Source organism: Massilia hydrophila (genome assembly GCF_020208145.1).
In the GTDB taxonomy this organism is placed as follows: Bacteria; Pseudomonadota; Gammaproteobacteria; order Burkholderiales; family Burkholderiaceae_D; genus Telluria; species Telluria hydrophila.
This window is the reverse complement of sequence record NZ_JAHYBX010000009.1, coordinates 64215-87659: the sequence shown is the minus strand read 5'-3', so window position 1 is coordinate 87659 and position 23445 is coordinate 64215. Positions and strand designations below refer to the sequence as shown.

Below are 23445 nucleotides of genomic sequence, written 5' to 3'. Positions count from 1 at the left end.
TATGTCACAAGCTACACAATCCGAAGGCGCAGGCGCGGCCGTGCGTCCGAACGAATTCAACCTGGTCTGGCTGGACATGGAAATGACCGGCCTCGACCCGGACACCGACCGCATCATCGAAGTGGCCGTGGTCGTGACCGACGCCGACCTGAACATCATCGCCGAAGGCCCGGTGTTCGCCATCCACCAGTCTGACGAAACCCTCGACAAGATGGACAACTGGAACAAGGGCACCCATGGCAAGTCGGGCCTGATCGACCGCGTCAAGGCCTCCACGGTGACCGAAGCCCAGGCCGAACAGGAGCTGATCGCCTTCCTGAAAAAATACGTGCCGGCCAGCAAGTCGCCAATGTGCGGCAATTCGATCTGCCAGGACCGCCGCTTCATGGCGCGCGGCATGCCGAAGCTGGAAGCCTTCTTCCATTACCGTAACCTGGACGTGTCGACCCTGAAGGAACTGTGCCGCCGCTGGAAGCCGGAGCTGGCGTCGGGCTTCAAGAAGCACCAGAAGCACACGGCGCTGGCCGACATCGTCGAGTCGATCGAGGAACTGCGCTACTACCGCGAGCACTTCATCAAGCTGTAATGCATCCGGCATAAACCAGCTCCGCCGCCGGAGGCAATTGCACTTTTGCAATATGCTTGATGGGCAACAGGGTATGCGACAATCGGTCCATGGCTCACCTACCGCGCCCCGACGGCGAGACCGCGATGCGTGCGCGCATCCGCCGGCACGACTGGACCCAGACCTCCCTCGGCCCGCCCGAGGGCTGGCCGCCTGCCTTGCGCACCGCGGTCGACATGATGCTGCACTCCGCCTTCCCCATGTTCCTGGCCTGGGGGCCGGACCTGAGTTTCCTCTACAACGACGCCTACGTACCGCTGCTCGGTCATAAGCACGGGCAGGCGCTGGGCGCGCCCTGTCGCGAGCTGTGGGCCGAGGCTTGGCAGGACATGGTGCCGCTGGTCGACCGTGCGCTGTCCGGCAAGCAGGTGTATTTCGAGGACATGCCGATGACCGTCCGGCGGCGCGGCTATCCGGAACGCGCCACCTTCACCTTCTCCTATGCACCCCTGCTCGGCGGCGACGGCGAAGTGGCCGGCATGTTCTGCACCGTGATGGAAACCACGCGCCGCGTCGCCGCCGAACGCCGCGCCGCCTTCGAGCTGACCGTGTCGGATGCGCTGCGCCCGCTCGTCTCGAGCGAGGACGTGATCGCCACCGCCAGCGCGCTGCTGGGCGGCGAGCTGGGCGCCGACCGCGTGCTGTACCTGGAACTGGACCCGGCCAGCGGCCGTCTTGCCCGCCCACGGTGCTGGGCACGCGCCGGCCACCGCGCAGCGGCGCCGGACTTCAGCCTCGAGGCGTTCGGCCCGGCCGTGGCCGCGGCGCTGGACGCCGGCGACGTGGTGCGCATCCATGACACATCGGGCGACGTGCGCACCGCGGGCTGCCGCCCCGCCTGCGCCGCCGCCGCGATCGGCGCGCTGCTGCTGGTGCCGCTGGTGAAGTCGAACCGGCTCACGGCCTGCCTCGGCATCGCATGCCGCCAGGCGCGCCACTGGAGCGAGGACGACGTACAGCTGGCGCGCGACCTGGCCGAACGCACCTGGGCCGCGGCCGGAACCGCGCGTGCCCAGGCCGAGCTGCGCGCCGAGCGCGACCGCAACCGCCACCTGTTCGACACCATCGCCGAAGGCTTCGCGGTATGCGACGCCGGCTGGACCATCGTCGAGATGAATGCCGAAGGCCTGCGCCTGTGCCGCAGCACGGCGGCCGAGGTGATCGGGCGCAGCCACTGGGACGTGTTCCCGGACATGGCGGGCACGGACGCCGGGCGCATGTACCGCGAGGTGATGCGGACCCGGGTTGCGTCGGCGGCGATCCATGCCAGCACCTTCCCCGGCGGCGAGCCGGTCTGGACCGAGGTGCGCGCCTACCCAATGCAGGACGGCGGCATCGCCTCGTTCTTCCGCGACATCACCGACCGCAAGCTGGCCGAGCAGAAACTGGTCGAGGCCGACCGCCGCAAGGACGAGTTCCTGGCCATGCTGGCGCACGAATTGCGCAATCCGCTGGCGCCGATCAGCGCCGCCGCCGAATTGCTGCGCATCGGCCGGCTCGACGATGCGGCCGGCGTGGCGCGCGTGCGCCACAGCAGCAACATCATCGGGCGCCAGGTGCGCCACATGACGCGCCTGGTGGACGACCTGCTGGACGTGTCGCGCGTCACGCGCGGCCTGATCACCCTGGAACGCGCCCCGGTCGGGATGCGCGCCGTGGTGCAGGAAGCGGTGGAGCAGGTGCGCCCGGCGATCGAGGCGCGGCGCCAGAAGCTGGCGGTGCACCTGCCGCCGTCCTGGGCCGCGGTGGAAGGCGACAAGGCGCGCCTGGTGCAGGTGGTCGCGAACGTGCTCGGCAACGCCACCAAGTACACGCCGGAAGCCTGTGCCATCGACCTGCGCGCCGAGGTACGCGGCAAGGGCGAGCGCGGGGCGCTGGTGATCAGCGTGCGCGACGAGGGCATCGGCATGGAGGCCGAACTGACCGGCCGGGTGTTCGACCTGTTCGCCCAGGCGGCGCGCTCGTCCGACCGTTCACAGGGTGGGCTGGGCCTGGGCCTGGCGCTGGTGCGCAACCTGGTCGAGCTGCATGGCGGCGCGGTGGGCTGTTCCAGCCCCGGACCGGGCAAGGGCAGCACCTTCGTGGTCACGCTGCCGCTGCTGGAAGGCGGCGTGCCCGAGGCCACGCCCGCTGGTCCGGCCGGCACGGCGCAGCGGGGCGCCCTGACCGTGCTGATTGTGGACGACAATGTCGATGCGGCCGAAACGCTCGGCCTGCTGCTGGCGGCGCAGGGACATGAAGTCGTGGTCGAGCACGAACCCTTGCGCGCGCTCGAGCGGGCACGCAGCGTCGCGCCGGACGTCTGCCTGCTCGATATCGGCCTGCCCGGGATCGACGGGCGCGAACTGGCGCGGCGCTTGCGCGCGCAGCCGGAGACGGCGGGGGCCTTGCTGGTGGCGGTGACCGGCTATGGGCAGCAGCACGACCGGGACGAGGCGCTGGCGGCTGGGTTTCAGCATCATCTGGTAAAGCCGGTGGATGTCGATGCGCTGCTGCGGGTGCTGGAGGGGGCTGGGACGCAGGGACTGCTGCCGGCGGTGCCGGTTTGAGTTTCAGGCACCGATGATGTCATGTTGTCGCTGCCAGCCCCCGTACCGTACCCGCTTCGTGGGTAGGCCGGCGCATTCTCTATTTGAGCAGCGGTAGAGGCATGCCCCCGTTGCTATCTGTCGAGTCCCGTTTGAACGCAAACGCGTTTAATGAAGAGTGGGTCAGCGAATTTCATCGGGGCCAGCGGCAATGCCGCGTGCAGGCCCGGATATAGAACTGCGACTTTCCCCGCCTGAGCAATGCTGGAAAATTGAAAAAGGAGGCGTCCAAATAGAAGCGCTGATTTTATGCAGTTTTAACACTTTGGTCGGCTGTAAGTCCTTGATATACGAAGAAGGCGTTTTCTACACAGCGATCAAATCAGTGGTTTTCTAAGATCCTGGCGCGTAGCCACCGCCATAACGAGATGCCGGCAACTGTAGAAAAAAGTACTGCAACGAATGCACATCCAAGTGCGATCAGGGTCTCAAGATCACGCAGTTCCTCGCCATTCGTTGAGCCGTACACCTCGACTAACCAGAGCGCCAATGGTTGTGGCAACTGAGGGCCGATATCAGGACGAACGAGCATGAAGTGCGCTAGAGCGACTGTTGCGCCTAGGACCCAGCATGCAAGAACGATTCGCGTGCCGCGGATGTTCACTTGACCGTCACCCGTCCATAAGCTTTCAAGGACGTGCCCGGGACCACAAGTGGACTGCTTCCTTTCAGAAAAGCACGCAAAGTATTGAAGTCAGCAAGTTTGTTCAAAGTGATGCATCCTTGACTAATACCGACTCTTCCTTTCGGGTGGAGTCGAAAACTTCCGCGTTTTACCTTATTGCAAAAGGTTTCATCGTCGACCTTCCCATCAGCCGCATAAAGCGCGAACCATTGCGATTTGTCATTGAATAGATCGCGCAAGGGGCCCAGTAAGCCGCCTGATTGGCGATCGAGAATGTAGTAGGCACCGAGCGGTATTGGCCCAGCGTCCACATGACAGGCAACTCTCGGCGGTTGGCACGGGCCCCCAAGCCCGAAAATGCCGGAAATCGCAGGTTCCTCATTGTTATAAAGCTCATCGGTTTGCCATTGGGTTCGAACGAGCACTCCAGTATGTGTAAACCCTTCAAGAATGTGTTTGCAAAAAGTACATCTTAGGCAGTTGGCAGATCTAAATACTGAGGCTCGACAATGATCTGCGCCGGCCCTAGCGTGATCGTGTAGCGGTCGCTCTATCTCGGCGCAGCAGTATGAATCACCTCTAAGGAAGCGCTGATGTAATCGCCGAGTTCCCTTGGCGGGACGTGCATCTGCCACAATGACGCATCCCACCATTGTGTCGTAGCCGATGAAGCAAACAAGCTTCCGACGCAGAGTTCGTCAGCAAGAAAAAGCTGACGCGGCTCGAGCGCTTCCTGGCCGAGATCGAGGCCATAACGCCGTGGCCGGCGCAGGATGCCGGGCGGCTGACTTATTACCCGAAAGGCGATGGTTGGCCATCCGCCGATGGCTCTGGGGCGCACGCTGCGCATGAACATCGCCCGGTAGTGCTTCGGATTGTCGGACGAGGGGTAAGCGTTCAGCCCATCCACTTATGAGGTAATCCCGAAGACAGGCAGACTCGATGGCTTCTACTTCGAGAATCTCATGACCCGTCAACGCATTCCCGCCTCAACCTGACACGAGCGCGTGGCACACTGGCGCGGCACTGACCTGTCTGCTGAAGCATATTGCCGAGATCACGATATCGGCGTGGAGCGCCTCAAGTACTCGGTATAGCCGAATCGCTTAAGGCGGCATTCTCCTCGCCCCGCTGTCGCGTGTAGAAATAAACTGGAAGAAATATGCCTGGATGGATGGCCATTTATCCAGGTTGAAGCCCTTGTTGCGATTGACAGCCATCAATGGCATTAGGTCACATTAACGTCAGCATTGCAGCTTTGAATTGTCGGAGTTGCAATGTCCCTATCTTCTATCTACGTGCCACAGAACGCCCTGAACGACGCGAACCGTCCACTACGCTTGCGCCTTGCGGGAGAAAAGGGAGCGTTGGCGGAGGTGCTGCTGATCCAACAAGTATCCGGCCACACCTCCATCTGTGGCGGGCTCGAATATCGGCTGCTGTGCGTTGCCACCCGCGCGGGCCTGCCGCTCAAGACCTTCATTGCAGCGTCAGCGGAACTACAATTTGTCACCGACCGTGGTGGGCTGCATTCGGTCTGCGGAATCGTTGCGCATGCAGCCGAAGGCGAGAGCGATGGCGGACTGGCGACTTACCAGCTGGTCATCCGCGATGCGCTGGCCCTAATGGAAGGGCGCACCAATACGCGCGTGTTTCGCGATGCAAGCGAGATCGATATCACGAATACTCTCTTGCGCGAATGCTTGCAGCACAACCCCGTCCTGGCGCGTGCCTTCGATTTTCGCTTCCTGGTAGTGGCATCTTACCCGCACCGTCAGTTCACGATGCAGCACAACGAATCCGATGCCGCCTTTCTGCGCCGATTGTGGAAGCGGCGTGGACTGGCGTGGTTTTTCGAAGCCGATGAACCGCCAGCAAATGGGGCCGTCCGCGGCCACCGGCTGCTGCTGTTCGACGACGCTCGGGCACTGGCGCAGAGCAGCGCGGGTGCGGTGCGTTATCACCGCAACGACGGCACCGAGGCTCGCGACAGCATCACTGCGTGGCATGCGCTACGTTCGCTTACCCCAGGGCAGGTGACGCGCCATAGCTGGGATTACCGGCAGTCTTCAGCACGCGAGATGTCGATCCCTGGTCAGCACGACCAGGGACGCGATGGCAGCCGTTTTGCCGCGCATATTGACGACTATCTGGCGGATGCTCCCCATGTCGGCGACAGTGCCCTGGATTCCCGCGACCTGGCAAGTTTACGCATGCAGCGGCACGAATATCTCGCCAAGTGCTTCGAAGCCGAGAGTGGCGTACGTGATCTCCAGGTCGGTCGATGGTTCACCATCGAGGGGCACCACGAACTCGATGCACACACTCCCGCAGAGCGCGAGTTCGTCCTGACCGAGTTGCGCGTCGAGGCAGAGAACAATCTGCCCACATCCCTGCACGACCGGATCATGCGCCTGTTCGTCCGAAACAAATGGCGGCTGCCCGACGATGGTTTCGGTCATGTGAATGCAGAACGCGGGACCCGTTACGTCAACCGTTTCAGCTGCGTGCGGCGCGGCATTCCCATCGTGCCCGCGTTCGACCCGCGCGTTGATCTGCCGAAGGTGGACGTGCAAAGCGTGATCGTGGTGGCGCCAAGCGAGCAGGAGGTGCATTGCGACCAGCATGGCCGGGTCAAGGTGCGCTTCCCGGCCTGCCGCCCCGCCGATCATGCGCATGCACAGGGTGCGGGTGCGTCGGGCAGCGACACCGACTCGGCTTGGATACGCGTCGCCAGCACCTGGGCTGGCGATCATTGCGGCGCGATCTCGCTGCCGCGCGCGGGCGATGAATGCCTGGTGGCCTTCCTCGGGGGCGACCCGGACAAGCCGGTTATCATCGGGCGCGTACACGGAGGCCGCACGCCGCCACCGGACTTCTCGCATCACGGCAACCTGCCGGGCAACCGCTTCCTATCGGGGATCAAGAGCCGCGAGATCGGGGGGCACCGCTACAACCAGTTGCGCATGGACGATACGCCGTCCCAAATCAGCGTCCAGCTAGCCAGCGAGCACGGCCACAGCGAACTGAACCTTGGGGAGTTGCGCCACGCGCGTACCGACGGCAAGGCGGCCCCGCGCGGTGAAGGCGCGGAGCTGCGCAGTGACGAACACGTGGCCGTGCGCGCGGCCAAGGGGATCCTGCTGAGCGCATGGAAACGCCTGAACGCGGTCGATAGCCAGCTGGCCCGCACAGAATTCCTGGCGCTGATGGAGCAATGCCTGGAGCAGTGCCAGAACCTGGGCAGCTACGCGGCCGAGCACGAGGCCATGCCAATCGATGCCAAACCGCTCGCGCAGCTCAAGGCGCAGCTGGACGGATGGGAGAACGGCAGCAATGTCGCACCAGAAGGAGCAGGAGGTGGCGCCGCGATGATCGGCTTAAGCGCCCCAGAAGGCATCAGCTTCGCTACGTCCAGGGCGATGGTCAGCTACGCGGGCAGCAACCTCGATAGCGTAGCCCAGCAGCATCTCCAGCTCACTGCCGGGCAGCGCTTCAACCTAAATGCCGGCCAGGGCGTGTCGATGTTTGCGCATCACGGCGGCATCCGGGCCATCGCCCACCACGGAAAATTCTTGCTGCAGAGCCAGCACGACGATACCGAGCTCAACTCCGCGAAAAACGTCAGGATCACCGCCACCGACGGCAAGGTCGTCGTAATGGCGCAGGAAATCCAGCTCATCGCCGAAGATGGTTCCTTCATCAAGCTCGGCGGCGGGATTACGCTCGGCACCCAAGGCGACATTCGGCACCATGGCGCGAACTTTCCCTTCGACGGCCCGGCGACGCTGGCCACCGAGCTGCCCGTCTTCGACAGAGGTACACCGGACCAGAAATTCGTGCTCAAGTACGACGCTTATGGAGCGGATCCGGTGCCTGCCGGCAGGCGCCGCTACCAGATCGAGATGAGCGATGGCAGCACCCTGGAGGGTGTCAGCGATGCCGACGGCAAGACCGATTTGCTGGAGCGCGAAGCGATGCACATCGCCCGCATCCGCATCCTGAGCGACGAATTCTGAGGAGAATGTCATGTTATATCCGCGGAAAGCCAGCTGTATCGGAAAGGGGGCGAGCGTGCTCCAGTGCGGCCGCAAGTCCAACAAGACCGTCAATGTCCGGCCCGATCTTCCGTGCAACGTCATCCTGATCCATGGCGTCAACGACGTCGGCACCAGCTTCGGCGCGGTCGAGGAAGGGTTATGCGCCGGGCTCGACGTGCGCCTGCATGGCCGGCCGGGGCGCTTCGTACCGGGCCGCTATCGCCTGCCGACCGCGGCGGACAAGGACGTGCTTCTCCCGGATCCAGATGACGTATTCTTCAAGCGCACCGTTCATGACAAGACGCACAGTCCGGTGATCCCATTCTATTGGGGGTACCGCGAGGAGTTCACGAAAGCTAGTACGAAGAATGGCCAGCGTGTCGACCGCTACGGCAACCGGTTGGACAAGGACCTGTCGAAAGGCGGCGGCCCCTTCGCCAACGCCACCAGCACGCTGCCGGACATGTGGAACCGTGGCATCTGCTCGCCGGCGGACGTGGGTGGCGACCCGGTGCGCCCGGTGTACAGTGCTCCCGGCCGTATGTACATGGTGCTCGCGGCCAAGCGCCTGGCCGCTTTGGTCGCCATGATCCGCGACTATGACGCCAACGAAGCGGTCAACATCGTTGCCCATAGTCAGGGCTGCCTGGTCAGCCTGCTGGCCCAGGCTTTCCTGCTCGACGAGGGTAAGCGCCCGGCCGACACCCTAGTGCTCACCCATCCTCCCTACAGCCTGGAGGAGGAGGCCGGCGCCCTGGTGGACGTGTCGGAAAACTTCAAGAGCGGCACCGACCACCCCATGGAGGGCCATTATGCGGCCCTGCGCTCGCGCCAGACGTTCGACGCGCGCCTGCGCACACTTGCCAACATCGTGCAGGGCGTCGCCGCCAGGAAGCATGCGGCGCCGGCGTTCACGGCGTTGACCGACCATGCGAAATACCACGGGATGGTGGGTTCGACATGGCGCCCCGGAGCCGACCGTGATAACCGCGGCAAGGTCTATCTCTACTTTTGCCCCGAGGACATGACGGTGGCGCTGGACAACATGAAAGGCATCGGCTGGCAGGGCGTGCCCGACTTCATGCGCGGCTCGGCCGTGCCGAAGGAAAGACGGGCCCGGATTTCCGGCTCGGGCAACGTTACCTGGCAGATCGCCACTGAGCAGCAGCAGCGCAAGCCGCTGGCGGAACTGGGCCGCGGCTTCTACCAGCGCGTGTTCACCGCCAAGCGGCGTTACGACCCGGCGAAGAGGGCTGTCGGCCCGGTGCTAGTCGGGCAGGCGCCCCACGACTTCGCCCTGCGCCTCGAGGACGAGGACGACCATGCGCATGTGGCGGCCGCGAACCGGACCTTGCGCGCAAGTCACCCGGAGGTGGCCTGGCCATCCAAGCCAGGCACGCTGGACTTCATGAAGTCGGAGGCTAGCAAGCGCGAAGGGCTGCGCACCATCAACGGCGAAGCCTTGCGCACGCCGGTGCCGGCCGACCTGCGTGGCACCGGCCAGATCGACCCCCGCGATATTCCAAAGACCTCGAAGCAGGCCAAGGTGAAAGCCGAGGACCAGGGGCCGTGCGAAGAGGTCGACCCGATCGACGCGGCGATCGCCATCACCAGCGGCAGGGGGCTCAATTCCATGTACGAGGAATGCCCGGATCCGTCCGGCGCGCCGCGCTACCCGAAGGAGTTCGAGGTCCTGTCGTCGGCCGATTGCAAGCGCATCGAGGAACGCTACAACCGCGATCGCAAGCTCGACGGGGAGGGTGAGGACGGACGGCGCCGGGTGCTGGGGGCAACGCGTCTGTCCAATGGCAAGGTCATGGCCCACATCCAGGAAAGCCCGAATGAGGCGCGCCGGCGCTGGCAGAGCGAGGTCAGCCCGAAATCCTTTCATGGCTCGATTTTCGGCAGCGCGAAGAACCACCGCAACGTGACGGCTTATGACCTGGCCATCGGCGGCGGGCTGGCATCGAGCGATCCAAGGTTCTATGCCTATCTTTGCGCGGTGGCGGATTGGCGACTGCAATCTGATGAGAAAACCGAGCGACGGCGTTCGATCATGCGCTGGACCGAATTCGAGAAGCGTTTCGGCACCTACTGGGCAGCCGAACGTCCGGAACGCAAGGAGCTCATCAAGGGAAATTCGATCTACTACAGCTCGGGCGCGCTTCCTGCTTGTGTCCCCGCCCTGCATGTCGGACTACCAAGACTCGTCATCTGCGAAACGGTGGCTGGCAATCGCGTCAAGGCAATGCCTGTAACAGCGCAGGGCGCCAAAAAGGAGACACGATGACGACTGCTGACACCAAGACCGGGGCTGGCATTTACGTTATCAGGGCCGGCCTGATGCTTGTCATCCTGATTCCCTTGTGGACGCTATTCGTGATGACAGTGATCGAACCGGCAAGTTTAATCATGGAGGAGCAGACGATGGGCAATCGTTTTCTGTGGTGGATATTGGGACCGATAGTGCTGGTAGCAACGGTATTCGGCACGCATTGGGTCAAGGCCGCAAGAAGTGACAAGGACGCGCCGCAACATGATACACCGCAGGCCCAAAAGCCCAGCCTGAGTGAACAGCAGCGGCGCGAATACGTGCTCGAGGTCATCGGGCTCGGCGTTACTCTGGACAAATACCGGCAGGCCAAACTGTGGGAGGCGCTGCAGGCTGGCAATCCTCATGCCACGATCCGTGAGCAGGATCCAAATAAATATCCTTGGAGTGAACTTGACAAAGGTGGGATGAGCGGGGAACGTGGCGGCGATGCCCTCGAAAATGGCGCGTCATTCACGCCGATGTATTTCGCGGTACCAGTGTTCAACGCCGAACCGGAAGCCCACAACGCGGGACGCGCCGATACGCCGGAAAGTCCGACACCAGGCCTGGCTGGCGGCGCCATCGGCGCGGGCATGGCCTGGCATTTGTTCGTGGTCGGCCCGCGCCGCTTCGGCGAGTACCCTGACCGCATCCTGGAAGACGTGTTCGCCTTCTTCGACGCCCATCCGGACGTGCCCTATATCGTGTTGAATTCGGAAGACAGCCTGGGCACGCGCGAAAGCAACAGTCCGGACGGCGCGCCTCCACTACTTCGGGACGGCCACTATGTCACCGAAAAGCCGGACGCTTCCGCCCTGTTCGTGCTGGCCCGGCGCGAGCGCGTCGATCCGGTGCGGCCCTTCGTCTGGGACGATCCTGACAACGAGTTCGTGCAAAACGAATTTCGCTGGATGTATGGCAACATGAGGATTGCCGTTCCCAACTCGCAGCGCAAGCACGCCCTGCAAACCCCTGCGCAGGTTGGCGCCGACATGACGCGCCAGGAACTGCGCATCCAGGGGGAGCGCCAGCCCCTGGTGAGCGAATGGTTGGAGGCTGCCGCCGCTTTTTCCCAGCGCCCCGACCTGCGCGGCACCGGTGTGAGCGGTATGCTGGGTACGATCAATCCTTTCAAGCACTATCCACCAAGGGAATGGAAGCCGACTCCCTGGTTCCCGATTCCCTGGAACCGCGAGCAGCTCGAGACCTTCGACCGTCTGCCCACGCTGGGCTACCTGCACCGCCCGACCTTCGTCCGTCTCACCGACGAGCAGGGCAGGCCCGTGACCAGGCGCGCCGACCGGGAAAAACTGTTGCTGGCGGGATGGCAGGCCGCGCTCCAGACCCTGCCTGAAGCGCGCCGCGCAAGCGCTCCCGCACGTGTGATCGCCGCCACCGGAGGCAATACCGAACGCCTGGTCGCCCTGCATGGCGTGCTCGGTGCCCAGGCGGCGGCCGGCGGCCCCGAACTCGACAGCAGCAAGCCGGGCCAGTTCATCGATACCGACAAGCGCCTGGGCGATACCGGTGCTGCCACCCTGTTCGTGCAGATGGCGATCGGTGTCATGGGCAGCTACCGCGACGGCGGCATCAGCGCGGCGGTCAACTTGCGCAGTCCCAATGAAGCCAGCATCATCCTGATCACTCCGCCGACGGATGAGCAGCGCCGGAACCAGAAGCATCCGCGCGGCGGCGACGTATTCGCGCACCGCGGCACGCCAGTCATCGATCCCGGCAACTACCAGTGAACCATGAGGTCGCATGCGCAAGATCATCCGGCTGGACGACGCCACCAGCCATGGCGGGAAAGTACTCAGCGTCGCCGCGACCCACTTCACGGTGGGTGGTGTCGCCGTCGCCCGGGTGGGCGACCGCATCAGCTGTCCGGTGCATGGACCGGGCAGCATCGTCGAGGGAGAAGCCCGTCACACCGTCGATGGCGTGCCGGTGGCTTACGAGGGCCACAAGACCAGCTGTGGTGCGATGTTGCTGCCATCAGATCCACACCTGACCTGTCCCTAGCGCAGGAATTGCTTAAGTATCTAGTCCCGCCCGTTCATAAACCCGTTTAATTCTGGCCGTTTCTGCTTCCATTCCTTGAGCGCCTGGATGGGCGTCTTGGCGTCGAGTGCATGCTACGGAATGTTGTGGTTGTACATCTTCGAATAGTTCATCAATGTGATCTGCAGGTCGACACGGCTGTCGAAGCGGGTCTGCTGCAGCAACTCGTTGATACGACCGTTGAAGCGTTCGACCATACCGTTCGTTTGCGGATGACGCGGTGGCGTCAGGCGGTGCTCGACAGGCGATGAGGCGCACGCCAGGTCGAACGTGTGCTGGCCGCTGGGCTTCTTGCCCTTGGTGGCGAAACGGTCGGTGAATTGCCAGTCGTTGTTGGTCCGGATCTTGCTGATCTTGATGGGCGAGTCCAGCGTTAAACGGCGCAGGAATTCGACACTGCTCTTGTCGGTCATGTCGCCGTAGATGTGGATGAAGACCAGCGCGTGGCGCGGTCGATGGCGACGAACGAGTAGCGGCGCGAGGTCTCGTCTGGCATCTGCGGCAGGTACTTGATGTCGATATGGATGAAGCCCGGCTCGTAGTCCTTGAAGGTCTTCCTGGGGCTGATATTCTCGCCTTTGGCCTTCGGGATCACGTCTTCAAGGCGCGAGATCCCCTCGCGCCTGAGCAGGCGTGCGATGCCTGTCCGGGAGACGTCTGGATTGATGTGCTGCCGCGTCACGACCAGCAGGTCATCAAGGGGAAGATAGAGCGACTGGCGCAGTACCAGAGCGATCGCTTCCCGGGCTGCGCTCAAGGTCGTATCCAGCGTGTGTGCACGATGGGAACAGTCTTGCACATCCTCGCGCTTGAGCCACTTGCGGTCGGTAGCGCGTCTGATGTTGAAGACACTGGTGGCCTGTCGGTCCGAAAGGCCGAAATCCTTGATCTCCTGCCGGATTTTCGGGGCGGTACGGACTTGCGGGTGAATGCGTGACCTTATGCTGCGAACTGCTGCTGGTGCGATTGAATGCCGGGACTGCTGAACCCAGCAATCAAGTCGCTCAGCATAGCCTTTGCACGGAACAAAGACCAGCTACGACGAAGAATATGATCACACAACACTAAGCAACTATCTCGGCTCATGGTGACGTATATCGTCCCTTTCTGTCCTGTCGTAAAGGTGACGGCTTTCGTGATTCTTGCCTGATGCTTGAGCCTACTGAGGATTCATGAAGATATCTGCTTGAAATAATCGCAGGTTAAACCTCACGCAAACTTGTCCCCAATTAAGTTGCCAAGCATATTCGCTATTGTTTTTATATCTGGAGGACGTCCGACGAGCTTTTTGACGAGATTTGACAGCATGTGATACTCATGTTTAACGCCCTCCACGCTCACGTCGTCCCACGTTTTCATCAGGCTGTCTAGCCGGTGTAATCGCAATTGCTGAATATTCTTTTCTCTTGAGCTAACGGTAACGCTAAAATTTTTGCCGTCCGCCTCTTCTTCGACGTAATAATAAGTGCCGAGAGTATCTCTGCGTTTCTCGATCAGGCCTTCATCGGCAAGTCTACCCAGTTCTACATCAGAAGCGGCGAGAATATTCTTCTCGCGAATATCGACTTTTCCTTCGATAAAATTAATCATGGTGTTGTAATGGAATGATTAGCCTGCTGTTAAAAATCAGCGACGCTTTTTTCTTATTAACATTGCAAACCAATACCCGGCCTCGGCTATGAATTCACTTCTGTTGCATGCAAACGTAAAAACAAGAGCTTTGCTGGCGGCTGTTACGGGCAATAGGCAGCAGCTGAAGTGGTAGGAAGCCAGCATTCCCAGCATCTTTTGATTAGCTGGTGTCGACCCACTGTTGCAGGTGCTCGAAGTGCCCTGATAGGGAGCTAACGGGTATGCCTGTTTGAGGTTTGGACGCTGCGAACGCTAAACTATTCGATCATGCGTTTTGACAAGGATTATTTCAGCTATGCCCGAATTCGACATTCAGGCTGAGATCCCCTTGCTTGGCATCGTAGAAAAAGATGGCTTGTGCAGCTTCGCCAAAGTCTGCAGAAGCGCTGCTTGGATGCTTACTCTTAAACCTGATTTCGAGATCCTTCTCATGCTTTTTGAGAACTGTTGATTCAAGAATACTGGAATCGAAAAATTCAATCGGGTTGAACAGAAACGCTACGGTCCAAAGTTTCGCTTCTCTGACTTCGATGATGCAATCAGCTGGCGATCCACAAACATTGGATTTATTTGATAAACGGAAGTATCTTCGGTCGCCACTTTCATGAATCGGTGGCAGGCAGAGCCTGGTAATCGGCTTGATCAGCATGCCGTTTTTATCCACTGCAATGACTATTCCGTCAATCGAAACTGTGCCGCGTTTTATGTCCAGCTTGATGATGTGCATTATTGTTTTTTCCGTGCTAATGTCACGTTCAGTGTAGACCTGGTTTACGAACGTAAATGCTTTGACTCATAGTTTCGTCTGCACACGAGGACACATCACGCGGGCCGCCAGGTTTGCCGAATGTAGTCGGGCAGCTGCAATGGAGCAGTGACAAAACGCAAGTTCTTGCAAATTCGCACGTTTTGAATGGAGTATTTTGTGAACCACAGAAAAGCGATGCCAGCACGCCGGCGCTGGCAGTGGACGGGCCTTGTATCCAAGGGCAGGCTGGTAACACAGCCGCGAAATATTCAGTCAGTCAGCCTGCAACTCGCTGCAGCCACGGCTGACCCAGGCATCACGCCGCCTGCTTGCAGCCATGCTGCTCCAGCACCCGCAGCGTGGACGCCGGATTGTTCCGCAGCCTGTCCGCCGAGCGCGTGGGACGGGCAACCAGGTCGCCCCCGCAATTCGGGCAGGTATTGCGCAGTACGCCGGTGACGCAATCCCGGCAGAAAGTACATTCGAAAGAACAGATCATGGCCTCCGTCGAATCCGGTGGCAGGTCCTTGTCGCAGCATTCGCAGTTCGGCCGCAGTTGCAGCATGTCTTTCTCCTATCGATACAAAACCTTCAGCGCGACGCCCGTGGAGCGCCGCGCCGCTCACTCAACGCATCTGCGTATAGTTCACCGGCACGAAGCGATACCCTTTGCCCTCCGTGCGCAGGTAACCCACGCCCGGGAACTGCAGGTGGGCCCCGCCGATCAGGTAGCCGCCCTTGGCCGCCGCATCGAACTCCTTCTTGCGCGTAGCGGCTGCGCCCTTCTGGTCGCTGTCGAAGGAGATCGTCACTGCAGGGTTTTCCATCTGCACCGCCGCCACGTGGATGAGGTCGCCGATCACGAGCAGCTTCTGGCCGCCGCTTTCGACCAGGTAGCTGGTGTGGCCGGGCGTATGGCCGCCGCTCGGGTTGGCGCGGATGCCGGGCACCAGTTCGGCGCTGCCTTCGAAGGGCTTGAAGCGGCCCGCTTTCACATACGGGCCGAGCGCAGCCTGGGCCGCCTTGAAGCTGTCCTTGGCCTTGGCCATCGCGTCCTCGCTCAGCCAGTGGTCCATTCCAGCTTGTTGGCGCGCACGATGGCCTTGCTGAACACGGCAGAGGCATCCTTCACCAGGCCGCCCGCGTGGTCGCCATGGAAGTGGGTCAGGTAGATCTCGTCGACCTGCTCAGGGCTGTAGCCGGCGGCCTTCATGTTCGCCACCAGCTTGCCCAGGGTCGGGCCGAAGAAGGAACCCGCGCCGGCGTCGATCAGGACCAGCTTGCTGCCGGTATTGACCAGGTAGGCGTTGTCCGAGGTTTCCAGCATCGGCTTCAGGTGCGCGCGGGCCAGGGCGGCGCGGGTCTTGCCGGCGTCCTGGGCCAGCAGCTTGTCCACCGGCAGGTCGACCGTGCCGTCCGACAGCGGGGTCACTTCGAACTGGCCCAGCATCATGCGCGACCAGCCGGGGGCCGGGGTCTTGGCCATCGGCGCGGCGGCCAGGGCAGGAGCGGCCACGCACAGGGCCAGGGCGGCGGCCAGGGTGGACAGGGTTCGTTGTTGGATGGTCTTGATCGCGGTCCTCGTGCTTGGTTGGCTGCCGCAGGGGAGGGCGGCAGGAGCGTTGCATATCCTACATGATTGCCCTGATGAATGCTTACCGTCGGCGTGGGGGAATACGCGCCTGTCCAGGCTGTGGTGTAATGGCAGGTTCCATTTGTTGCATTGCATATTCATGTTCCCGTCGCTGTTCGAGCGGCTGCGGCGCCTGCGCCCGGCCGGACCCACTTCCCTGACCCGGCAGGTGCCGGCCGCGCTCGGTGCGCTGCTGGTGCTGCTGCTCACCGCCCTCATCAGCCGCAGCATGCTGGGTGCTGCCGCCGTGCGCACGCTGCCCTTCCTGATCGCCCCGATGGCCGCCTCGGCCGTGCTGCTGTTCTGCCTGCCGGCGGCGCCGCTGGCCCAGCCCTGGCCCGTCATCGGCGGTAATGTCGTGTCGGCGCTGGTCGGCGTGGCCTGTGCCCAGGCGGGCGATCCGCTGCTGGCGGCGCCGCTGGCGGGCGGGCTGGCGATCGCCGCGATGGCCTCGCTGCGCTGTCTGCATCCGCCCGGTGGCGCGGTGGCCGTCACCGCCGTGCTGGGAGGGGCCGCGGTGCACGATGCCGGCTTCTGGTTCGCGCTGGCGCCGGTGGGCCTGAACTCGGTGCTGATGGTGCTGGGCGCAGTAGCCTGGAACCGGCTGTCGGGGCATCGCTACCCGCACGCCCAGCCCGCTGTCCGCCCGCCCGAGGCAAAGGCGGGCTTTGCCAGCGAAGACCTGGACGCGGCGCTGGACAGCTACGGCGAAACGCTCGACGTCAGCCGCGACGACCTGGCCTCGATCTTCGCCGAGACCGAGCAGCGCGCGGCCGCGCGCCGGGCGCGCCGGCACCGCTGCGGCGAACTGGCCCATCCGGTACCGGCGAGCCTGGCACCAGGCATGCCACTGGCGGCGGCGCGCGCCCTCCTGGTGCGCCACCGGCTGCCGGCGTTGCCGGTACTGGACGATGCCGGACGCCTGAGCGGGGTGCTGAGCATGGCGCGCCTGGTCGCGGCCGGCGGCAGCGCCAGCCGGCCGCTGCCGGCGCGGGCGCGGCGCGCAACGGCGCTGCTGTTCGGACGCGATACGGCGCCCAGCGTGGGCGAGCTGGCCGAGACGGCGTTCGAGGCGGTCGGCGCGCAGGCGCCGGTCACGGAACTGCTGGCGCGCTTCCACGCGGGCGCGAAACAGGTGTTCGTGACCGACGAGGAGGGGAGGCTGGTGGGAATGGTGCAGCCGGGCGACCTGTTGGCCGGGCTGGAACTGGGATTGATGGACGCGGCGGCCTGAGCCGCCGCGCCTGCCAGGTGCGTCGCCGGCTCAGCCAGCGTCGGCGCCGCAGCACTTCTTGTACTTCTTGCCGCTGCCGCAGGGGCAGTCGTCGTTGCGGCCGACCTTCGGCTCTTCGCGCTTGACGGTCTCGACGGCGCCCTTGCGCAGCGGCAGCCAGTAGCGGTAGATGGCCGGGATGTTCGCCTCGATGTCCAGCGCCAGCTTGTGCGCCTTGTGCGGATCTTCCACTTCCGGCAGTTCCGATTCGTCGATCTCGTCGGCGCCGAGCAGGTAGATGGGGCGCATCAGCTCGGCCACTTCGGAGTCCCAGACAGGGTCCCAGGAGCCGGGACGCAGTTCCATGCCTTCCCAGAAGCCCCAGCACCAGGCCTCGGCGTCGATCAGGGTCTCCTGGCCGATCTCGTGCTCGCAGAACAGCGGCTCGAATTCCTTGGGCGCGGCCTCGAACGTGATCAAGACTTCGTTCATGAAGCGCATGATCAGGTTGATGATGCGCTGCTCTTCCTTCGGGTTCTTCCAGTTCGGCGCCTGCTTGCCGTCCTCGCCCCAGATGCGCGGCAGCCATTCGGCCGGCATGATGGTTTCCGGACCGATCGCGATCGCGGTCAGGTAGCCGTGCAGGGTGTCCATCGTCATCGCATCCTCGGGGGAGCGGTCGGACAGCAGGAACTGGTCTAGTTCGTCGAATTCTTTATCGGTGAGGGGCTCGTCGAGATGCATGGCTGATCTTGTTGCGTGGATGGGGAAAGGCGCCAGTGTAACGCCTGCGCCGCCCGCGGGCACGGATTTCTGGGGCAAGGGCGGCGCGGCGCTTACAATGCGGGGATGGACAACCACGCTACCCCGGCCCCTGCGCCTGCCCATCCGTTCGCGCGCCTCGATCCGCACACCGTACTGGAGGCGCTCGAGAGCGTCGGCCTGTACGGCGACGGGCGCCTGCTGGCGCTGAACAGCTACGAGAACCGGGTGTACCAGGCCGGGCTCGAAGACGGCCCGCCCGTGGTGCTCAAGTTCTATCGTCCGGAGCGCTGGAGCGATGCGGCCATCCTCGAGGAGCACGCCTTCGTGGACGAGCTGGCCGGACACGAGATCCCGGTGGTGCCGGCCACGCCCATCGGCGGGCGCACCCTGCACGAGCATGCGGGCTACCGCTTCGCCGTGTTTCCGCGCCGCGGCGGCCGCGCGCCGGAACTGGGCGACCCCGCCACCCTCGAATGGATCGGCCGCTTCATCGGGCGCATCCACGCGGTCGGCGCGGCCCGGCCCTACGCGTCCCGTCCCGCGCTCGATGCGCACAGCTTCGGCCGCGAACCCTACGATTACCTGCGCAGCCACGGCTTCGTGCCGCCCGAACTGGCCGCCACCTGGGCCAGCGTGGTGGAGCAGGCGCTGGACGGCGTGGCGCGCTGCTACGAGCGCGCCGGCGAGCTGCCGCTGCTGCGCCTGCACGGCGACTGCCACGCCGGCAACGTGCTCTGGACGCCGGATGGCCCGCACTTCGTCGACTTCGACGACAGCCGCATGGGCCCGGCCGTGCAGGACCTGTGGATGCTGCTCTCCGGCGAGCGCCAGGAGATGGTGGGCCAGATGGCCGACGTCCTGGCCGGCTACGAGGATTTCTGCGATTTCCATCCGCGCCAGCTGTACCTGGTCGAGGCCCTGCGCACCCTGCGCCTGATCCACTATTCGGCCTGGCTGGCGATGCGCTGGGACGATCCGGCCTTCCCGGCGGCCTTCCCCTGGTTCAATACCCAGCGCTACTGGCAGGACCGCATCCTCGAGCTGCGCGAGCAGGTGGCGCTCATGGACGAGCCGCCGCTGTGGCCCGTCTAGCCGGGAGCGGCAAGGAATAGGCAGTGTTTTGCTGCCCAGTTCGGCGTGCCACGCGCGCGCGAATTCCCGGATAATCGGCAGGACGCAAGCTGCGTGCGCCAACGAGAACGATCATGGAACCCATCAAGCCCGAATCCGACCCCCGCGACCAGAACGAGTCGACCGACTTCACGATCGACCTGAGTCAGGTGGAGGCCGGGCCCGCGCGCGGCCCGATGGAAATGCGCGACATCCAGGCGGCGATCGCACGGGTGGAAGCCGAGGCCAAGGCCAACGTGGCGGCCGAGAGCCGCGCCCACGCCGAGTCGCGCGCCCGCTCGCTGGCCGAGGAGCGCGCCGCCATGGATGCGGCCGCCACCGCCGCCGCGCTGGCCAATGCGCAGGCCTCGGAAGAAGCCATCGCCGCCGAGCGCGACCGGCTGGCTACCCTGCGCGCCGCGGCCCAGGCGTCCAGCGAGCGCCTGGAGGCGATCCGCCAGGAGACGGCCGAACTGCGCGCCCGGGTGCAGCAGGAAACCGAGACCCGCGTGGCGCTCGAGGCGCGTGCCCGCGCCGAGGAAGACGCGCGGCGCCGCGCCAGCGCCCAGGTCGAGGCGCAGGCCGAGATGGCGGCCCAGGCCGCGCGCGCGGCCGAGGAACTGACGCAGCAGACCGAACAGGCGCGCCTGCAGGCTGCCGAGCGCATGGCGGCGGTGGAGGCGGCGCGCGAAGAGGTGCTGCACAACGCCAGCGCCGACGCGCGCGTGGCGATCCTGGCGCGCGAGCGCGAGCGGGCCGAACGGGCCGCCCGCCACACTGCCGAAAAACTGGAACAGGCGGAAGCCGAGGCGCTCGAACTGAGCCAACAGCGCGAGCGCGCCGACCAGGTGGCGCTGGCGGCCGCCTTTGCCCGCGCCGCGGCCGAGGCGCGGGCGCTGGAAGAAGCGCGCGCCCTAGCCCATATCGAGCAGGAACGCGAGGCGATCGCGCTGGCCCAGGCCGAGTCGGAACGGGTTGCCGCGCAGTCGCTGCGCATGCGCCTGGACACCGAGAAGGAATTGCGCGACGCCGCCACCCACCGCGAACGCCTGGAACAGATGGCGGCGTCCGCGCTCGAAGCGCGGCGCGAGGCCGAGGCGCGCATCCTGGCCGCCACCGAGGCCCGCATTGAGGCCGACCGCCGCCTGCGCCAGGTCGCGGCAGAGCGCGCCCGCAGCGAGGAAGAAGCGAGCCAGGCGGTGGAAGCGCGCCTGGAAGCCGAAGCGCTGGCCGCCAGCGATGCGCGGGAACGCGCCGCCGCCGACGCGGCCGCGGCCGCCGCGGCGCTGCGCCAGGCCGAGGAAGAAGGACGCGCGCGCGTGCTGGCCGAGAAACGCGCGGCCCTGGCCCAGGCGGCGGCCGAGGCCGGGGCCACGCAGAATGCGCTGGAAGACGCCGCCATGGCGGCCCTGCGCGAACACGACGCCGCGCGCCAGCGGGCCCAGGACGCGGCGCGCCAGCGCGCCAGCGAGGCCGAACGCCTGGCCGAGGCCGAAAGCGCACGCGCGCAGGCCGAGGAAGCGGCGCTGGTGCAGGCGCGCGAACGCCAGCAGGCCGAGGAAGAACTGGCCGAGGCCGCCGCCGCGCGCGCCGCGGCCGACCGGGCCGACGCGGCCCGGCTGCGCGAGCAAGCCGAGGCCGAACGCCGCGCCGAGGCTGCGCGCCAGGCCGAACGGGAGGCTGCGCAGGCCGCGGCCGAGGCTGCGCGCGAGGAAGCGCGGCTGGCGGAAGCCGCCGCCACGGCCCAGCAGGCCCGCGCACGGCGGGCCGCCGAACTGGCCGAGGCCCAGGCCGAGCGCGCCGCCATGGAGCAGCGCCAGCACGACCTGCAGGAGGCCGCCATTGCCGAGGAAAGGGCGGCCAGCGAGGCGGCGCGCGAATCGCTGGCACTGCTGGAGCGCAAGCTGGAAGCGCAGCGCCAGCAGGCGGCGGCCGATGCGCGCGCCAACGAGGCGGCCACCGCGCGCCTGGCTTCGGAACAGGCCGCGGCCCAGGCGGCCCTGGCGCGCGCCGCGGCCGAGGAAGAGCAGGCGCGGCTGGCGCGCGAGCGCGAAGCCGCGGAACAGGCGGCGCTGGCGGCCGCCCTCGAAAAACGCGATGCCCAGCGCGCCCTGCTGGAACATGCCCAGCGCCATGCCGAGACCCAGCGCAAGTCGGCCGAGGCGACCAGGCGCATGGCCGAAGCGCGCAAGGAACTGGCGGAGCTGGAAACCCGGCGGCTCGACGAGCAGTCCGCCGAGCTGGCCGCCACCGAGGGGACGCTCGGCGAGCGCAAGGCCGAGGCCGCGCACCGGGCGGTTTCGGTGAACATCACGCGCGAAGTGCTGGGCCGATTCAAGCAGGTACAACCGGCATCGGCCACGCAGGCGGCGACCCGTCTGGCCGACGTGATCGCTAACCAGCGCAAGAACGAGGAATGAGGATGCTAGTGCGATATGCGCCACATATCACGGGCGCATAATTAATATCTCTGACGTATTACTGGGCTTGCCCGGCAGCGCTCGGCGCCACCGGATTGACCGGGCCGGTCACCGCCCTGGTGGCGAAGTATTCAGTTTCGCCAAAGCAGGAAGTCGGCACGCCCACATGCTGCTCGTAGGCGATCTGCACCCGCTGGCCCATCGCCGACTGCAGCTGCTTGACCACCGCCTCGTCGCGCACGGTGAAGGCGAAGCGTTCCGGAATCGCTCCCGGCATGCTCGACAGCAGGATTTCGCCTTCCCAGGTCTTGCACAGCCAGCCCTTCTTCGAGAACTTCTGCAAGTAGCCCGCCCGTTCCCCTTCCGAATACGACCAGCTGAGCGTAAACCACGTGTACAGCGCAAACAGCGCGACAAGGACGGCGAGCAGGGACAGTAGCAGGGTGATGGCGCGTTTCGGCATGGTGGCTGGGCGTGGTCAGGTGGTCGGGTTGCCAGGATGGCAGCATCGCGGCCGCGCCATTCTGCCATGCCCGGGCCGAATCGCAAAGCCGCGCCTGCGCTAGGCGGCGCCCCCGGCCGCCATGCGCCGCCGGTAGCGCACCGAGGACCACAGCGAGACCAGGATGAAGGCCAGTCCCGACAGCCCGGTGAACCATTCCGGAATGTGGTAGTGGACGCTGGCGAACATGATCAGCGCCAGGATCCCGATCGCATAGTGCGCCCCGTGTTCCAGGTAGACGAACTCGTCGAGCGTGCCCTTGTACACCAGGAACACCGTCATCGAGCGCACGAACATGGCGCCGATCGCCAGGCCCAGCATGATGACGACGACGTCGTTGGTGATGGCGAAGGCCCCGATCACGCCGTCGAAGCTGAACGAGGCGTCCAGCACTTCCAGGTAGAGGAAGCCGCCGATGCTGCCCTGGGCGATCATCTTGCCCACCGCCGGGTCTTCTTCTTCCTTCTCGAGCAGGCCGCTGAGCCATTGCACGCCGATATAGATCAGCACCCCGGTGACACCGGCGATCAGCACCGGCAGCTTGCGCGCCGGCTCCATCAGGTACATGGCCCCGCACACGGCCGACAGGGTGAGCAGGATGGCCAGGCCCTCGGTGCCGTACTTGCCGACCTTTTCCTCGATCCAGCCGAGCCAGTGCAGTTCCTTTTCCTCGTCGAACAGGAAGTTCAGGAACACCAGCATCAGGAAGGCGCCGCCGAAGGCCGCCACCTCGGCGTGCTTTTCAGTCAGGTGGCGCGAATATTCGTTCGGGTTGTCGATCGCCATGTGCCATACCTCGACCAGGCCGAGGCCGGTGGCGGCCGAGACGATCACGAGCGGAAACAGCAGGCGCATGCCGAACACGGCCACCAGGATCCCGACCGTGAGGAATAGCTTGCGCCAGAATTCGTTCCAGCCGCGCAGGACGGAGGCGTTGACCACCGCATTGTCGAAAGAAAGCGACACTTCGAGCACGCCGAGGATGGCGGTGATCCAAAGTGCTTGCAGCATGCCCGGAATGCCGCGATGCTCGTAGCCCCACCAGCCCGCGAGCGCCATCAGGATCACCGTGACACCGATCGACAACCGGAAATGCCGCATATCGTCTCCTCATCCAAGTCTGTTGTCCAGAATACTACCGTCCCCGGCAGGGCGGTGGCGCTACGGAG

At 64.5% G+C, this 23445-nt stretch carries 17 protein-coding genes and 2 pseudogenes; 9 read left to right on the top strand and 10 right to left on the bottom strand.

Annotated elements, in window-relative coordinates; translation table 11 throughout:
• Position 1 precedes the first annotated feature (1 nt).
• On the top strand, positions 2 to 586 hold the full coding sequence (orn, locus tag LE190_RS18205; protein ID WP_225240027.1) for an oligoribonuclease: 585 nt from the start codon (positions 2 to 4) through the stop codon (positions 584 to 586).
• A gap of 89 nt (positions 587 to 675) precedes the next feature.
• Positions 676 to 3174: a hybrid sensor histidine kinase/response regulator gene (locus LE190_RS18200; protein WP_225240026.1), complete on the top strand. Its 2499-nt coding sequence runs from the start codon at positions 676 to 678 to the stop codon at positions 3172 to 3174.
• Positions 3175 to 3813: 639 nt separating this feature from the next.
• On the opposite strand, the pseudogene LE190_RS22160 reads toward LE190_RS18200, so the two are convergent.
• Positions 3814 to 4235, bottom strand: a pseudogene (locus LE190_RS22160) (DUF2778 domain-containing protein).
• An 880-nt stretch (positions 4236 to 5115) separates the two neighbouring features.
• On the opposite strand from LE190_RS22160, the gene LE190_RS18185 reads away from it, so the two are divergent.
• Genes LE190_RS18185 through LE190_RS18170 form a run of 4 tightly spaced genes read left to right on the top strand, consistent with a single transcriptional unit; the run spans position 5116 to position 12214 of the window.
• On the top strand, positions 5116 to 7857 hold the full coding sequence (locus LE190_RS18185) for a type VI secretion system Vgr family protein (RefSeq protein WP_225240025.1): 2742 nt from the start codon (positions 5116 to 5118) through the stop codon (positions 7855 to 7857).
• A gap of 10 nt (positions 7858 to 7867) precedes the next feature.
• Positions 7868 to 10168 (top strand): T6SS effector phospholipase Tle3 domain-containing protein, encoded by a 2301-nt coding sequence (locus tag LE190_RS18180; RefSeq protein ID WP_225240024.1) that lies wholly within the window; start codon positions 7868 to 7870, stop codon positions 10166 to 10168.
• Entirely contained in the window at positions 10165 to 11940 is a 1776-nt protein-coding gene (locus tag LE190_RS18175) for a type VI lipase adapter Tla3 domain-containing protein (protein WP_225240023.1), read from the top strand. The genes LE190_RS18180 and LE190_RS18175 overlap by 4 nt, the downstream gene beginning before the upstream one ends.
• Positions 11941 to 11953: 13 nt before the next feature.
• Positions 11954 to 12214, top strand: a complete 261-nt coding sequence (locus LE190_RS18170) for a PAAR domain-containing protein (RefSeq protein ID WP_225240022.1) — start codon at positions 11954 to 11956, stop codon at positions 12212 to 12214.
• 20 nt (positions 12215 to 12234) lie between these two features.
• On the opposite strand, the pseudogene LE190_RS18165 reads toward LE190_RS18170, so the two are convergent.
• From LE190_RS18165 to LE190_RS22040, 6 genes and pseudogenes are all read right to left on the bottom strand, one after another.
• Positions 12235 to 13196 (bottom strand): annotated as a pseudogene (locus LE190_RS18165) (integrase core domain-containing protein).
• A gap of 266 nt (positions 13197 to 13462) precedes the next feature.
• The gene (locus tag LE190_RS18160) at positions 13463 to 13843 is read right to left on the bottom strand and encodes a hypothetical protein (protein ID WP_225240021.1); all 381 of its coding nucleotides are present in this window, start codon (positions 13841 to 13843) and stop codon (positions 13463 to 13465) included.
• Between the two features lie 331 nt (positions 13844 to 14174).
• Positions 14175 to 14612 (bottom strand): hypothetical protein, encoded by a 438-nt coding sequence (locus LE190_RS18155; protein WP_225240020.1) that lies wholly within the window; start codon positions 14610 to 14612, stop codon positions 14175 to 14177.
• 337 nt (positions 14613 to 14949) lie between these two features.
• On the bottom strand, positions 14950 to 15198 hold the full coding sequence (locus tag LE190_RS18150; protein ID WP_225240019.1) for a DUF1272 domain-containing protein: 249 nt from the start codon (positions 15196 to 15198) through the stop codon (positions 14950 to 14952).
• A gap of 61 nt (positions 15199 to 15259) precedes the next feature.
• On the bottom strand, positions 15260 to 15709 hold the full coding sequence (locus tag LE190_RS21955; RefSeq protein WP_307734723.1) for an MBL fold metallo-hydrolase: 450 nt from the start codon (positions 15707 to 15709) through the stop codon (positions 15260 to 15262).
• Positions 15694 to 16149, bottom strand: coding sequence for an MBL fold metallo-hydrolase (locus LE190_RS22040; protein WP_369598439.1), 456 nt, complete (start codon positions 16147 to 16149; stop codon positions 15694 to 15696). The genes LE190_RS21955 and LE190_RS22040 overlap by 16 nt, the downstream gene beginning before the upstream one ends.
• A gap of 217 nt (positions 16150 to 16366) precedes the next feature.
• Between LE190_RS22040 and LE190_RS18140 the strand changes: the two genes are divergently transcribed.
• Positions 16367 to 17500 (top strand): HPP family protein, encoded by a 1134-nt coding sequence (locus LE190_RS18140; protein ID WP_225240018.1) that lies wholly within the window; start codon positions 16367 to 16369, stop codon positions 17498 to 17500.
• Positions 17501 to 17530: 30 nt separating this feature from the next.
• On the opposite strand, the gene LE190_RS18135 is transcribed toward LE190_RS18140, so the two are convergent.
• On the bottom strand, positions 17531 to 18223 hold the full coding sequence (locus LE190_RS18135) for a UPF0149 family protein (RefSeq protein WP_225240017.1): 693 nt from the start codon (positions 18221 to 18223) through the stop codon (positions 17531 to 17533).
• Between the two features lie 105 nt (positions 18224 to 18328).
• Between LE190_RS18135 and LE190_RS18130 the strand changes: the two genes are divergently transcribed.
• Positions 18329 to 19336, top strand: coding sequence for a serine/threonine protein kinase (locus tag LE190_RS18130; RefSeq protein ID WP_225240016.1), 1008 nt, complete (start codon positions 18329 to 18331; stop codon positions 19334 to 19336).
• Positions 19337 to 19449: 113 nt separating this feature from the next.
• Positions 19450 to 21774: a coiled-coil domain-containing protein gene (locus LE190_RS18125; protein WP_225240015.1), complete on the top strand. Its 2325-nt coding sequence runs from the start codon at positions 19450 to 19452 to the stop codon at positions 21772 to 21774.
• Positions 21775 to 21832: 58 nt separating this feature from the next.
• Here the strand turns inward: LE190_RS18125 and LE190_RS18120 are convergent, their stop codons facing one another.
• Both LE190_RS18120 and LE190_RS18115 read right to left on the bottom strand, forming a co-directional pair.
• Entirely contained in the window at positions 21833 to 22237 is a 405-nt protein-coding gene (locus LE190_RS18120) for a DUF8785 domain-containing protein (protein WP_225240014.1), read from the bottom strand.
• A gap of 99 nt (positions 22238 to 22336) precedes the next feature.
• On the bottom strand, positions 22337 to 23377 hold the full coding sequence (locus LE190_RS18115) for a DUF475 domain-containing protein (protein WP_225240013.1): 1041 nt from the start codon (positions 23375 to 23377) through the stop codon (positions 22337 to 22339).
• Positions 23378 to 23445 lie beyond the last annotated feature (68 nt).

Bases quoted from the DNA above. Each gene is read 5' to 3' on its own strand.
- LE190_RS18180 (WP_225240024.1), top strand. From the start codon at position 7,868: ATGTTATATCCGCGGAAAGCCAGCTGTATCGGAAAGGGGGCGAGCGTG.
- LE190_RS18160 (WP_225240021.1), bottom strand. From the start codon at position 13,843: ATGATTAATTTTATCGAAGGAAAAGTCGATATTCGCGAGAAGAATATT.
- LE190_RS18200 (WP_225240026.1), top strand. From the start codon at position 676: ATGGCTCACCTACCGCGCCCCGACGGCGAGACCGCGATGCGTGCGCGC.
- LE190_RS18125 (WP_225240015.1), top strand. From the start codon at position 19,450: ATGGAACCCATCAAGCCCGAATCCGACCCCCGCGACCAGAACGAGTCG.
- LE190_RS18185 (WP_225240025.1), top strand. From the start codon at position 5,116: ATGTCCCTATCTTCTATCTACGTGCCACAGAACGCCCTGAACGACGCG.
- LE190_RS18140 (WP_225240018.1), top strand. From the start codon at position 16,367: ATGTTCCCGTCGCTGTTCGAGCGGCTGCGGCGCCTGCGCCCGGCCGGA.
- LE190_RS18170 (WP_225240022.1), top strand. From the start codon at position 11,954: ATGCGCAAGATCATCCGGCTGGACGACGCCACCAGCCATGGCGGGAAA.
- LE190_RS18120 (WP_225240014.1), bottom strand. From the start codon at position 22,237: ATGCCGAAACGCGCCATCACCCTGCTACTGTCCCTGCTCGCCGTCCTT.
- LE190_RS18155 (WP_225240020.1), bottom strand. From the start codon at position 14,612: ATGCACATCATCAAGCTGGACATAAAACGCGGCACAGTTTCGATTGAC.
- LE190_RS18115 (WP_225240013.1), bottom strand. From the start codon at position 23,377: ATGCGGCATTTCCGGTTGTCGATCGGTGTCACGGTGATCCTGATGGCG.
- LE190_RS18175 (WP_225240023.1), top strand. From the start codon at position 10,165: ATGACGACTGCTGACACCAAGACCGGGGCTGGCATTTACGTTATCAGG.
- LE190_RS18130 (WP_225240016.1), top strand. From the start codon at position 18,329: ATGGACAACCACGCTACCCCGGCCCCTGCGCCTGCCCATCCGTTCGCG.
- LE190_RS18135 (WP_225240017.1), bottom strand. From the start codon at position 18,223: ATGCATCTCGACGAGCCCCTCACCGATAAAGAATTCGACGAACTAGAC.
- LE190_RS18150 (WP_225240019.1), bottom strand. From the start codon at position 15,198: ATGCTGCAACTGCGGCCGAACTGCGAATGCTGCGACAAGGACCTGCCA.
- orn (WP_225240027.1), top strand. From the start codon at position 2: ATGTCACAAGCTACACAATCCGAAGGCGCAGGCGCGGCCGTGCGTCCG.
- LE190_RS21955 (WP_307734723.1), bottom strand. From the start codon at position 15,709: ATGGACCACTGGCTGAGCGAGGACGCGATGGCCAAGGCCAAGGACAGC.